The 13,913-nt window shown below is 42.1% G+C and carries 9 protein-coding genes; 7 read left to right on the top strand and 2 right to left on the bottom strand.

Annotated elements, in window-relative coordinates; translation table 11 throughout:
• Window positions 1-109: 109 nt before the first annotated feature.
• A complete protein-coding gene (locus tag NFS43_RS19410; protein WP_251554438.1) occupies window positions 110-901 on the bottom strand; it encodes a TIGR00266 family protein in 792 nt (263 codons plus the stop codon).
• Between the two features lie 326 nt (window positions 902-1,227).
• Here NFS43_RS19410 and NFS43_RS19415 point away from each other — a divergent pair, with 326 nt between their 5' ends.
• The 6 genes from NFS43_RS19415 to NFS43_RS19440 all read left to right on the top strand — a co-directional run bounded on the left by NFS43_RS19415 (window position 1,228) and on the right by NFS43_RS19440 (window position 10,541).
• Window positions 1,228-2,985 (top strand): SulP family inorganic anion transporter, encoded by a 1,758-nt coding sequence (locus NFS43_RS19415; protein WP_251554440.1) that lies wholly within the window; start codon window positions 1,228-1,230, stop codon window positions 2,983-2,985.
• 23 nt (window positions 2,986-3,008) lie between these two features.
• Complete coding sequence (locus NFS43_RS19420) at window positions 3,009-3,365, top strand: ArsR/SmtB family transcription factor (protein ID WP_251554442.1); 357 nt, start codon at window positions 3,009-3,011, stop codon at window positions 3,363-3,365.
• A 145-nt stretch (window positions 3,366-3,510) separates the two neighbouring features.
• Window positions 3,511-5,310, top strand: coding sequence for a TIGR04190 family B12-binding domain/radical SAM domain protein (locus tag NFS43_RS19425; protein WP_251554444.1), 1,800 nt, complete (start codon window positions 3,511-3,513; stop codon window positions 5,308-5,310).
• A gap of 339 nt (window positions 5,311-5,649) precedes the next feature.
• Entirely contained in the window at window positions 5,650-5,850 is a 201-nt protein-coding gene (locus tag NFS43_RS19430; RefSeq protein ID WP_202654074.1) for a cold-shock protein, read from the top strand.
• Window positions 5,851-6,264: 414 nt separating this feature from the next.
• Window positions 6,265-7,410 carry an exonuclease SbcCD subunit D gene (locus NFS43_RS19435; RefSeq protein ID WP_251554445.1) on the top strand — a complete coding sequence of 382 codons (1,146 nt, stop codon included), beginning with the start codon at window positions 6,265-6,267 and terminating at the stop codon, window positions 7,408-7,410.
• Complete coding sequence (locus NFS43_RS19440; RefSeq protein ID WP_251554447.1) at window positions 7,407-10,541, top strand: SbcC/MukB-like Walker B domain-containing protein; 3,135 nt, start codon at window positions 7,407-7,409, stop codon at window positions 10,539-10,541. Before NFS43_RS19435 ends, NFS43_RS19440 begins: the two co-directional genes overlap by 4 nt.
• A 199-nt stretch (window positions 10,542-10,740) precedes the next feature.
• On the opposite strand, the gene NFS43_RS19445 is transcribed toward NFS43_RS19440, so the two are convergent.
• Complete coding sequence (locus NFS43_RS19445; RefSeq protein ID WP_251554448.1) at window positions 10,741-12,396, bottom strand: FAD-binding dehydrogenase; 1,656 nt, start codon at window positions 12,394-12,396, stop codon at window positions 10,741-10,743.
• A gap of 223 nt (window positions 12,397-12,619) precedes the next feature.
• On the opposite strand from NFS43_RS19445, the gene NFS43_RS19450 reads away from it, so the two are divergent.
• Window positions 12,620-13,858, top strand: a complete 1,239-nt coding sequence (locus NFS43_RS19450; protein ID WP_251554449.1) for an MFS transporter — start codon at window positions 12,620-12,622, stop codon at window positions 13,856-13,858.
• Window positions 13,859-13,913: the final 55 nt, after the last annotated feature.

Genomic DNA, 13,913 nt, shown 5'->3' on the forward strand with positions numbered 1-13,913 from the left:
CAATCAATAAATTTGGTATTTAGATTCTGTGATAATAAAAAATTGCCGAGAAAAATACCCTTTCTCGACAATCTGGGGATCGGTGGATGATCCCGTTTTTAAATAGAAATTAATCTCCATTAAACATATCGAAAATGCCTCTGGCAATGCTGCCTTCGTCTTTGGAACCCCCGCGTTGCGGCGCAGCGGCAAAGACGCGGCTTGCAAGGCGGCTGAATGGCAGGGATTGTATCCAGACTGAACCAGGTCCTCTTAATGTGGCAAAGAATAAGCCTTCGCCGCCAAATAAGGCTGTTTTCACACCTTTAACAAATTCGATATTGTATTGAACATTACTTGTAAGGGCAACTAAACAACCGGTATCTACCCTTAATGATTGGCCAGGAAGCAAATCTTTCTTAATAATGGTTCCTCCGGCATGGACAAATGCCATTCCGTCGCCCTCGAGTTTTTGCATGATAAAGCCTTCGCCGCCGAAGAATCCGACACCGATTTTTCGCTGAAATTCAATTCCCACCTGAACCCCTTTGGCTGCTGCAAGGAAAGCATCCTTTTGGCAGATAATCTTTCCGCCATATTGGGTTAAGTCCATTGGGATAATTTTCCCTGGATAGGGAGAGGCAAATGAAACATGGCGCTTGGCAGAGCCGATATTCGTGAAGGTAGTCATGAATAAGCTTTCACCAGTAAGAACACGTTTCCCGGCTGTGAACAGCTTGCCCATAAGCCCGCCGCCGCCTCCGCCAGAACCGTCTCCAAAAATGGTCTCCATATGTATGTCATCTTCCATCATCATAAAGCTGCCTGCTTCCGCGATAACGGTTTCCCGCGGATCAAGTTCGACCTCAACAAATTGCATATCATCGCCGTAAATCTTGTAATCAATTTCGTGGTTATTCATGGCTCATCCCTCCACATTTTCTTATCCTTTTTTATTGTAAAATATTTAGGAAAAAAGTGCTAATTTTATCTGAAGAAATAAAAAAGGCGCCTGTTTATAAACAGGCGCCTTTGCGTATTGCGGCGAGTAAACCACACTCCACATTGTGTGCTCCTAAAGGAAATGTTTCTCGACTTATGCAACTCAGCTCATCGCTCCATCATTATAGCACGTTCCGTTTTATAAAACAAATGGAAATTTCGTGAAAAAATACTTGCATCTTTAATTCTATTATTCTATATTCAAATAATCAGATATACAAAAATAAGAAGATAAGAAGGGTGAATATGTTTAGTGAAAATAGGTTCCATCAATATTCGATCAGCAGCCTGCCAAAAGATTTTTTGTCAGGGCTGATTGTAGGAGTCATTGCCATTCCATTGGGTATGGCATTTGCAATAGCTTCCGGGGTGAAGCCAGAGTATGGAATCTATACGACCGTTGTTGCTGGGATCCTGATTTCCTTATTTGGCGGCTCCAAGTACCAAATCGGGGGCCCGACCGGTGCATTTATTCCGATTTTGTTCGGAATTGTTATGACTTACGGCTACGAAAACCTGCTCATTGCGGGTTTTATGGCCGGAATCTTACTCCTTTTAATGGGGATATTTAAATTGGGATCGTTGATTAAATATATCCCAAGACCCGTAACGATTGGTTTTACAGCAGGAATCGCTGTAACGATCTTTACTGGACAGATAGCCAGTTTCCTGGGGCTAGAGGGAATCGAAAGACACGAAGAGTTTATCCTAAATCTAAAGGAAATAATTGTCCATTTAGGGTCATTTAACGGCTACAGTATGTTAACAGCGGCAATTTGTTTAATTACCATCCTGTTTACACCGAAATTAGTGCCTAAGGTCCCAGGTCCACTTATTGGACTTTTAGTTTCTACCATAGCTGCATTTATCTTTTATCCTGGTGAAGTAGCGACCATTGGAACTGCTTATGGGCAGATTCCAAGCTCTTTACCGCAGCTTCATGTCCCTCATATGAATCTCGAGATCATCGTGAAATTAATTAAACCAGCGTTTGTCATTGCCATGCTCGGGGGGATTGAGTCGCTTCTTTCCGCCGTGGTTGCGGACGGTATCACCAACAGCCGCCATAATAGCAATAAAGAGCTGATAGGACAGGGGATTGCAAATATGGTTACTCCCCTATTTGGTGGAATTCCTGCAACAGGGGCACTTGCCCGAACGGCTACTAATATAAAAAGTGGAGCAGTGAGCCCTTTATCAGGCATAATCCATGGATTGGTTGTGTTACTTGTTCTTTTATTTTTTGCTCCCTATGCTTCATATATTCCATTGGCCAGTATGGCCCCCATTTTAATGGTGGTAGCGTGGAACATGAGCGAACGCAAAGTGTTTGCCCATGTGTTAAAAACAAAATCAACAGATTCACTTGTTCTAGTGGTGACCTTTTTATTAACGGTTTTTGTCAATTTAACAACCGCTGTAGAAGTGGGCTTAGTTATGGCTGCACTTTTATTTACAAAACGAATGAGCGATTTGATGGTGACTTCAAAGGCGCTGCCAAACCGCGGACATAAACATGAAAAAATGGCCTCCGGTGTGGTGACAGATACGTATGATTGCCCACAAATCAGCATTTTTAACGTCGAAGGACCGCTTTTCTTCGGAGCAGCTGATACCTTTGAAAAAACTATCATGGACACCATTCATTACCGTCCGAAAATTTTATTGCTGAGAATGGGCCGGGTTCCTTTTATGGATACAACAGGGGAAGCCAATTTATCGAGCATTGTCCGCCATTTTTCCAAAAATGGTATAGTATTAATATCCGGGATGAACCCACAACCAGAAAGTGTTATCAAAAAAACTGGTTTAGATTCCATCATTGGCGAGGAGCATTTCTTTGAACATACTGGAGATGCGATTCAATATGGGCTAAGCCAAATTAATCAAAATAAGTGTCTTGGCTGCAGACATTTCGCATTTAGAGAATGCAAGCGGCTTTCTGGTAATGAGGCTGAGGCTGCAGAAGCCCGCAGCCAGAAGAAGTTAACTGCAACCTTCTAGAAATACAGAAAGGTGATGATAATTTGAATTTAGAAATACAGCGATTTAAAGCTGAATTTTTTAAGGCACTTGCCCATCCATTACGGATTCGAATCTTAGAAATTTTGGCGGAAGGGGATAAAAGCGTTAATGAAATCCAGAGCCTTGCTGGGAGTGAGGGATCAGCAGTCTCCCAGCAGCTCCAAATCTTGCGGGCTAAAAATATTGTGGCTGGAACAAAGGATGGCAATAAGGTCATTTATACACTTAAAGATCCAATGATTATTGAACTGTTGGCAGTAGCCCGGCAGATATTCAATAACCATTTAGTTGAAATAATTACGATATTGGATAAGTTTAAAGAGGATGAAGAACTGTCTGGAACAGCGCCGAAGAATTAAAATCTCCGGCGTTTTTTTTTGCAAACGGCTGTGTGAAAGAAGATCTTTTTCATATTATTGTAATAATTCTTCACTTCTTTAGAGGGGCATTTGGATTACTATTAAGGTGGAATGAACTAATTACAGAATGGAAGGTGACTGAACAATGTATGATTTAGTGCTGCTTCACCCGCCGACAGTATATGATTTCCGCAATGAAATGCTATTTACCGGACCAATCAGCGATGTAGTTCCATCTTCACCCGTCTTTGAAATGTATCCAATCGGTTTAACAAGTATCGGAGATTATTTAGAGCGATTCGGGTTAAAGGTGAAGATTATCAATATTGCTAATCGTATGCTGCTAAATCCTGACTTTAATGTCGAAAAAAAAATCAAGAAAATCAAAACCAAGGCTTTCGGCATTGATCTTCACTGGCTTCCGCACGCTCACGGCAGTGTCGAGCTGGCGAAAATTGTAAAAAAATATCACCCGGATACACCTGTTTTGTTTGGAGGGCTATCTAGTACATATTTTCATAAAGAGTTAATCAAGTATCCGTGGATTGATTTTGTGGTCCGCGGCGATACAACAGAAAAACTCATCTTAATGCTTCTTAATAAACTGGAAGCAGGAAGAAATAACGATTTCTCTGACATTCCGAATTTAACTTGGAAACAGGATGGCAGGAGCTTTTATAATGAATTGTCTTATGTTCCTGATAATCTCGATGAATTTGATTTTCCTGGTTATGGCTACGTGATCCGATCTGTCTTTAAATATTTCAATCTGCTGGATCCATTGCCGTACAAGGGTTGGCTGCAGTATCCAAATACAGCGATTTTAACTTCAAAAGGGTGTTCCTATAATTGTTTAATTTGCGGCGGTTCCAAAGATGCTTATGAATTGAACTGCAATCGGAAGAAGCTGGTCATGCGGTCACCGAAAAAAATGCTTGAAGATATCGCTTTAATTCAGAGATTCACACGGGCACCGATCTTTTTGTTAAATGATATCCGTCAAGGCGGTCCGGAATATGTCAATGAATTTCTTAGCGGCTTGGAGCAAATGGATTTAAAAAATGAACTAGTCTTTGAATTATTTAATTATGCGGATGAAGAGTTTTTTAAACGGTTAAATAAAGCCATGCCAAAATACAGTATCGAGTTGACACTTGAATCCGCTGATGAGGATATTCGCAAATATAACGGCAAGCTGCCTTGTACAAATGTGAAAGTCATAGAAATGCTCCAATTTGCCTTAAAACATGGATGTTCCAAAATTGATTTATTTTTTATGACGGGAATCCCTAATCAGGATTATGATAGTGCTATAAGGAATGTGGATTTTTGTGAAATTATTCACAAAGAGTGTTCCGAAAGTCCAAAGATTTCTTATTTTATAGCACCGCTCTCTCCATTTCTTGATCCTGGGAGTCCGGCTTTTGAGCATCCGGAAACGTATGGCTATAAAAAATTCTGTCATACGCTGGAGGACTTCCGTGAGGCAATGAAGCAGCCTTCCTGGAAAAACATGCTCAGCTATGAAACAAATAAAATGACCCGGGAAGAAATTGTTCAGGCAACATACGATTCAGCCTTGCGTTTAAATGAGTTTAAATACAATCATAATCTGATCGAAAAAGATGTCCACGATGAGGTTGCATATAAAATTTTAAAATCCGTTGAGTTTCTTAAACGATTGGATGAGGTTGATCAGTTAAGCGGGGAAGACCGGAATCTTGAAATGAGTAAAATAAAGGAAGAGGTAGAACAAATTAACCGTCATAGCATTTGCGGGAAGAACGAATTAAAATGGGAGGTCAAAAGACTGTTTGCTGATTTCCCATCGCTAGCGTATATTGGGCTGGAGCTGTTAATTCAGGAGATTATGAAAGGGATTAAATGCAGATTGGGCAAGATTGACCGAAATATTGTCCTGCAAAGCCATAATATCCAAAAATAAACAGAATCTGCTAAACTATCGCCTAAAAAATTTTCTGCAAAAACCGACAATTTCTGATTCGATAGCAGCGAACGGGTGGATGAATGGGCGGGGAAAATGAAGGCCGTTAGTCAATTAATAGCTGTTTGTGTCAACTTATGTCACATCCCGGATTCTTGACAAACAAAATGATAAATGATAAATTGTAAACAGCCGTTGCACGAGAATAGATTTATGTTATGCTTGTTCAAAGGGTTCAAACCGTTGTTTGGATAAGAGTATGAAAGTAAAGCTATCACGTTGTAATTTGGTGAATTTTACACATGGCTTGTTGGCAAGCCAATAGGAGGATTTTTTTACATGAAAAACGGTAAGGTAAAATGGTTTAACTCAGAAAAAGGTTTCGGATTCATCGAAGGAGAAGACGGTAACGACGTTTTCGTTCATTACTCTGCTATCCAATCAGAAGGTTTCAAAACTTTAGAAGAAGGTCAAGAAGTTTCTTTCGAAGTTGTTGAAGGAGCTCGTGGACCACAAGCTGCTAACGTAACTAAGAAGTAATTCCCAATTACGCTAATTACAACAGTCCAGATTTCTCTGGACTGTTTTTTAATGGATCTTAAATGACAAAGCTTTTAAAAAATCCAGGAGAAAATGTCTTTAATGGGGCCTCTTAAGGACAAAACCTAGGGAAAATCATGAAGAAATGTCTTTAAGGAAGCCTCTTAAGGACGAAACAAGTGAAAAGCCTCGAAGAAATGTCTGTAAAGGAAGCAGCTTAAAGACAATTTCACCAAAAAAACAAGAAAGTGCCCTTAACCGCTAAAACTATAGAAGAACCCTGTAAAATCCAGCATCAATTCCTCTCATTCTCCAAGCTTCTCAATCCATAAGAAATCAATTCCAAGTCAAACATGATTCATATTTTGCTATAATAGCAGTATTGTACAAAGTTCTTTAGACGGGGTGAGGCAGATGAAATTTATCCATACAGCCGATTGGCACTTAGGCAAATTAGTCCATGGAGTCTATATGACTGAAAATCAACGGGAGGCATTGGAACAATTTGTTGAAATTGTAGCGGAGGAACAACCAGACGCAGTTGTCATTGCGGGCGACCTGTATGACCGTTCCGTTCCGCCGACCGATGCAGTAGAACTGCTGGACGAAATCCTTTTCAAAATAAATGTCGAGCTGAAAACTCCGATAGTTGCGATAGCGGGCAACCATGACAGCGCAGAGCGGCTTTCTTTTGGAAGCTCTTGGTACAGGAACAGTCAGTTCTACTTGACTGGCAAATTAACGAATGACTTTGAACCGGTTCGAATGAATGGAGCCAATTTTTATCTGGTTCCCTACGCAGAACCAGGCGTTGTCCGTCAGCTTTTACATGATGATTCGATCCATTCTCATCAGGATGCCATGAAGGCATTAATTGGCAAAATAGAAGAAAAGATGAATCCAAATGAACCAAACATATTAGTCGGTCATGCCTTTGTATTGGGCGGCCAAACCTCGGATTCTGAACGGATGTTATCCGTAGGCGGCTCAGGATGTGTTACAGCCGACCTTTTCGAGCCGTTTTCCTATACGGCTCTAGGCCACTTACACAGCCCTGAGGCCATCCGGCATCAAACCGTCAAATATTCGGGTTCCCTGTTGAAATACTCGTTTTCTGAAGCAAAGCAAAATAAGTCCATCTCCATTATTGATATGGATGAAAGGGGAAACTTTCATCATCGCTCGCGGTCGTTGAAACCCACCCATGACATGCGTGAAGTCGAGGGGTATATGAATGAACTATTGGATCCGCAATTTTATGAAAAACAGCGCGTTCAGGATTATTTAAAAATTACCTTATTGGATGAAGGGGAAATTCTCGACCCCATCAACAAATTGCGTCAAGTCTATCCGAACGTCCTTCATCTTGAACGAAAAATTGAGCTGACGGATCAAAAGAAAATACAGTCTTTTAACTCAATAAAAAGCGAGAAGAAAACTGAAATAGAGTTATTTGAACAATTTTATTCTGACATGACAACATCCGAATTTTCCGAGGAAAAAAAATCAGTCATGATCGATATTATTGAAAATGCGCTGCGAGGGGAAGTGGCAAGATGAGACCCTTAAAATTGACTATGAAGGCATTTGGTCCGTATGCAGAAACGGAAATAATTGATTTTACTGCACTGGGGAACAGGACAATGTTTGTCATTTCCGGAAAAACCGGTTCCGGTAAAACAACAATCTTTGACGCCATCAGTTATGCCATCTATGGGAAGGCGAGCGGAGAGGACCGGAACGGCCCAGAGCTTAGGAGCCAATTCGCCAAAGATGTGCTGTTAACGGAAGTGTCCCTTGATTTTTCACTGCGGAACAAAATCTACTCGATTACCCGATCCCCGCAGCAGCTCAAAAAGAAGGATAAGGGGGACGGCTATACGCAAATTGGGGCTAAAGCTGAGCTATATGCGATTGAAAATGGTGAAAAGCTGCTTCTGGCTTCCAAAATCAGCGATGTCGAAGAAAAGATTAAAGAGATCATGCTGATTGATGCCAATCAGTTCCGGCAGATTCTCATGATTCCCCAAGGAGAATTTAGAAAGCTCCTCACTTCAGACAGCAAGGACAAAGAAGTCATTTTGCAGCGGCTATTTCATACGCAGCTGTATAAAATCATTGAAGAAAAGCTGAAAGAAGAAGCAACCGAACTGAAGAAGTCGGTTGATGATAAAGTTCAATTAAGAAATGAAGCCATCCGGCGTATCCAAGCCATGACAAACGAAGAGCTTCAAGCCTATCTGGATGCTGACAGTCTGAACGATGTGATAATCATGCCATTGTTATTAAATGAAATTGAGAGCATGGGCAGAAGGATCAAGCAAAAGGAAGAGCAAATGAAACAAAAGGGCTTGGAAAAAGAGAGCCTGGCCTCCAAGCTTTTAGAAGCTCAGGAGATACTGAAACATCTGCAAAAAAAGCAGGAGTTAGAGCTTCAAAAAGCGGAACTCGAATCTCAAAAACAATTGTTCGAAGAAAAAGAGAATCTAGTTCAGCTGGCCCAAAAGGCAGCGCTGCTGGAGAGCAAGGAAGAGGCTTGCCACCGTTTAAAGCGCGATATGGATCGGGCAGAGGATAATGTGAAGAATTTAATGGCCAATCTAAGCAGTCTGGAAGCTCAAGCAAAACAGTTTGAACAGCGCCTGCAGACAGAAACAGACCGCGAGAGTGAACGGCAGGAGTCTTTAGAGCAAATTAACCTGCTATTGAATATGAAAGAGGATGTTTATTCATTTGAAAGGTTAAAGAAAGAGACAGGCCAAATGGAAGCAGACCTAAATGCAGCAAACAGAAAACATCAAGATTATCAACATCGATATGAACAAAATGAGCTGCAGTTAAGGTCATTAAGACAACAAAAAGATGAAATTGAACAAGGTAAAATTGCTTATTTAGAAAATAAAGCGAAGATAGAAAAATTCGAGGCAGAGCTGGAACGACTGGCAAAGTTCGAAGACAAGTCCATTCAGCATCAAAAAGCGGAACAGTTGTTAAAAGCGGCAACAGAACGGTATGAAAATAGCCTGGCGCGATTAATTGATGCTAAAGCGCTTGTAGAGGAACTTGAGAGAAAGTGGCTGCATGGACAAGCTGCGGTATTGGCTGCGACACTAATGGAGGGGGAACCTTGTCCGGTCTGTGGATCAAACCATCACCCTGCTCCAGCCCTGAAAATGGATGGACAAATTCCGAACCAGGAGGACTTAAAAGCAGCAAAAGAGCAGGCCGCAAAGTGGGAAACGACAAAATCGGCAGATGAAACCATACTTTATCAATGTCAAGCAGAGGAAAGACGCCAGACAGAAGCTTTGCAAGAGTTATTGCAGGAAATTCGCCATTCACGTGAAGATTTTTCAGTTAACGATCTTCCTTATGCAAAAGCGGAGATCACTTCTTCGAAAAACACTTTAGTCCAAACTCAAGAATGGCTTTCCTTGAAAATTAACCAGCTGCAGCAGATCGTGGAACGGATTGAAAAAGGGGAGCAAACTAGTGCTTTCTTACAAAAGGCCATTTCCGACATGGCGAAGGAAGTCAATGATTTGACGGTTCAGGTGACAGAAAAGAGAACAAAATTGGAAAGGCTCATGAACTCGATTCCAGAGAATCTTCGTTCTGAAGCTGAATATGAGCGTGTTTTGTCCCAAGCACAGCTGAACCATCAAAAAATGTTGAAACAGCTGGAGCAAGCTCAGCAGAATTTCAATGCAGCCAAGGAAAGGCTCTCCGCTGAAGCTGCTAGATTGAAAGATGCTGAGACTCTTTTTATCACCAAGCAGCAGGAACTAAAAATAGAGCGGGAGCTGTTTAAGAATCGGCTTGTTGAACAAGGCTTTGAAAATTATGCACAATACCATGCTTCAAAGCTTTCTGAAGCTGAAATTCAGCAGCTTGCCGCAGATATCCGCCTTTACCATGAGGATTTACGATCAGTTTCGGACAGGCTCGCAGAATTAACGGAACGTTTATTGAATGTGGACCTGCCTGATATAAATGGCTTGAGAGCTGAACTCGATAAAGTGAATCATGAACTCGAATCACTGAACCAAGAACGAACCGACCTGCTGGTTATAAGACAAAACAATGAGGAAATATATCAGCGTGTCCAGGCGTTAAATGAAAAGGTTAAACAGCTGGAGGAAAGATACAAGCTGATTGGGCATCTTTATAAAATTGCCAAAGGTGACAATAACTTTAAAATTACCTTTGAAAGGTATGTGCTTGCCTCCTTTTTAGATGATATTTTACAAGAAGCGAATATCAGGCTCAGGAAAATGACGTCAGGACGTTTCCGGCTGTTGAGAAAAACAGATCGTGCGAAGGGAAATGCCCAAAGCGGCTTGGAATTGCTGGTATTTGACCAATACACAGGACAGGAACGCCATGTTAAAACGCTGTCTGGAGGGGAAAGCTTTAAAGCTTCTTTATCGTTGGCGCTTGGCCTGGCGGATGTAGTGCAAAATTATGCAGGCGGTGTATCATTAGAAACCATGTTTATTGATGAAGGATTTGGCACACTGGACCCAGAGTCCCTTGATCAAGCCATTGAAGCATTAATGGATATTCAAAGCAGCGGGCGCTTAGTCGGAATCATTTCCCACGTACCTGAATTAAAGGAACGGATTGATGCCAGACTTGAAGTGATTGCTGGCCAAACCGGGAGCAGGACAGAGTTTGTGTTTATTAATTAAAAGACAGGGTTTCTTAAAGATTTTCTTTAGGAAGCCCTGTTTTTTTAATTAAAATTGCCGCTTTCACGGCCTAACGATGCCAATTATCATTCCTATTTGCGAAATTCTAAGGTTTATTCGCGAATTCTTGATTTTTATTTGCGAATTATCGCTGTTTATTTGCGAATCGCAAATCCAGCTTCCAATGAATGTGAAAAAGCTAAGATAATTCCTTCACAATAGCACGTCCAGTCTGTCGGCCAGTGAACAGACAGCCGCCAAGGAAAGTTCCTTCCAATGAGCGGTACCCATGGACGCCGCCGCCGCCAAATCCTGACACCTCACCAGCGGCATACAGTCCCGGGACCGGGCTGCCAATGGAATCCAAGACTCTGCCTGATAAATCAGTTTGCAGGCCGCCAAGTGTCTTGCGGGTAACAATATTCAGCCTGACGGCAATTAACGGGCCGGCCTTTGGATCAAGAATTTTATGCGGCGGTGCAACCCTGATCAATTTATCGCCAAGATAATTTCTTGCGCCGCGCATGGCCGTAATCTGCAGGTCTTTAGTAAATTTGTTCTCGATTTCCCGATCCCGGGCATGTATTTGCCGTTCAATCTCCGCAAGATTCAGCAGCTGGTTTCCGGCAAGCTTGTTCATTCCTGCAACGAGCTCAGGCAGCGATTGGGAGATGACAAAATCTTCTCCCTTCTCCATGAATGCCTTGACTGGAACGGTCGGACCGGGAAGGATTCGTGATAAGACCTTTTTAATGCTCTTGCCTGTAAGATCAGGATTTTGTTCTGAGCCTGACAGGGCAAATTCTTTTTCAATCATTTTTTCCGTTAAAATAAACCAAGAATAATCGTAACCGGATTTCATAATCGCGTCTAAGGTACCGAGTGTATCGAATCCAGGAAAATTAGGAGCGGAGAAACGCTTTCCTTTCGCATCAAGCCAAAGCGACGAAGGACCGGGTAAAATCCGAATTCCATGCATCGGCCAAACGGGATTCCAGTTTTTAATGCCCTCTGTGTAATGCCACATCCGGTCTCGGTTAACGATTCTTCCGCCAGCCTGTTCAGTGATTGCCAACATTCGTCCATCGACATGGGCAGGGACTCCTGAAATCATATTTCTCGGGGCAGACCCCAGCCGTGATGGCCAGTTTTTACGGATTAACTCATGATTACCGCCAATGCCGCCGCTGGTCACGATGACGGCTTGGGCTTGAAACTCAAAATCTCCTATTCTTTCACGCGAACTGGATTCCCCGCGGGCAGCATGACTAGGGACTAGGATATCGCCCCTTGTGCCAATGACGGCACCATTCTCAGTCATCAATTCGTTTACCCTGTGCCGTGGGCGATAATCGACAAGACCATTTGCAATTGCTTTGCGGACTCTTTCCTCAAATGGCTTAACAATTCCAGGGCCAGTCCCCCATACAATGTGAAAACGCGGCACGGAGTTGCCGTGGCCATCTGCCAAATAACCGCCGCGTTCGGCCCAGCCCACAACAGGGAAAAATCGGACGCCCATCTCATATAACCATTGGCGTTTTTCGCCTGCAGCGAAGTCCACGTAGGCCTCTGCCCATTTTTTTGCCCAATAGTCTTCATCCTCTTCCCGGTCAAATCCTGCCGCACCTAACCAATCCTGCCATGCCAGTTCCTTGGAATCCTTAATTCCCATTCGGCGCTGCTCAGGCGAATCAACCAAAAATAAGCCTCCAAACGACCACCACGCCTGGCCGCCAAGTGATGCTTCAGGTTCCTGGTCTAATAAAAGAACTTTTTTACCAGCATCCGCCAGCTCGGAAACAGCTGCCAGCCCTGCTAGTCCTGCTCCAACCACAGCCACGTCATATTTCAAATTCCTTCCCCCTATGAAACATAAATTTTATCTTGTTGAATCAGATGGTATTCAAAATAAACAGAAAAGTCAATATAATTTACATTTCACTCAGTAGGGATGGGTGAGATAAATATTTCCCAACTTTATGAAATTGGAAAATACCCTTATCTATGTAATAATATTTTCAAAGAATAAAGATTCGCGCGATTCGAATTATTAGAACGACGAAAGAGGGTTTAAATTGCAAGTATCTGCCGAAATGGACAATAAAAGCAATTCGTTATTACTATTATGGGGGATAGGGATTTCCTCATTAGGTGATTTCGTTTATATTATAGCTATCAATATTTTTGTTTTAGATTTAACAGGCTCTGCTGCGGCTGTTGCTGGATTATGGATTATTGGACCCATTGCAGCCATTCTGACTAAGTTTTGGTCTGGCAGTATCATCGACAGGGCCAATAAGCGGCAATTGATGATCCTGACTGATTTAATCAGGGCCCTGTTAGTTGCCATTATCCCGTTTCTGCCTTCAATTTGGTTGATTTATGTTTCTTTGTTTCTTTTATCGGCTGCAAAAGCTTTCTTTGAACCGGCTTCTGTTACATATATTACAAGTTTAATCAGCGTTGAAAATCGCAAACAATTTAACTCATTCCGGGGATTTGTATCCTCTGGGGCATTAGTCGTAGGACCGGCTATTGCGGGTGTCCTGCTTCTGGTAACTTCCGTCAATGCTGCAATTTGGATTAATGCCATATCGTTTCTCATATCGGCTTATCTCCTGTACCTGCTGCCAAATGTGGAGAAGGCCGGGAAGGAGTCGCAGGCTTTAACCATTAAGATGCTGATTGATGACTGGAAGCAAGTCTGGTCGTATTCAAAGGCGCATTCCTATATAGCAGGAGTGTTCTTTCTTGGACAATTTTTCTGGATTATCGCACTTGGAATGGATGCTCAAGAAGTCGTTTTTATTCAAAATGTGATCGGGTTGTCTGAAACGGATTACGGATTGCTGGTTAGTATCACAGGAATCGGTTATCTCGCCGGCTCGTCGGCGCTCTCTTTTTTGGCTAAAAAATTGTCCATAAGACTATTGCTTGGATTGGGTTATTTAATGGTGGCTGCCGGATATCTCATTTACGCCTTTTCTTCCTCCTTTTTAGCGGCAGCGATTGGCTTTATTATTTTAGGCTTCTTTAATTCATTTTCAAATACTGGTTTAGTCACGTTTTATCAAAATAATGTACCGGTTGAAATCATGGGGAGGATTTCGAGTATTTTTGGCACCATTCAAAGCATTTTGCAAATCGGATTTGTCTTGCTGATTGGCTTCTCAGGGGATCTGCTTCCGCTGCGTTACAGTATGATAACTGCTTCCATGCTGATTTTTTGTTCAAGCATTCTGTTGTTATTTCTTGTATACCAGCGTTCAAGGAGCATCTATTATCGTGAAAGCATGGAAGAAGTTTCGCTATAATACGATCAAAATTTCGGCTTAAAAAACCGTAGATTGATAGCAAGCAGGTGAAATT

Origin of the sequence: Neobacillus muris, assembly GCF_943193175.1 — a bacterium.
GTDB classification, from domain to species: Bacteria; Bacillota; Bacilli; order Bacillales; family Cytobacillaceae; genus Neobacillus; species Neobacillus muris.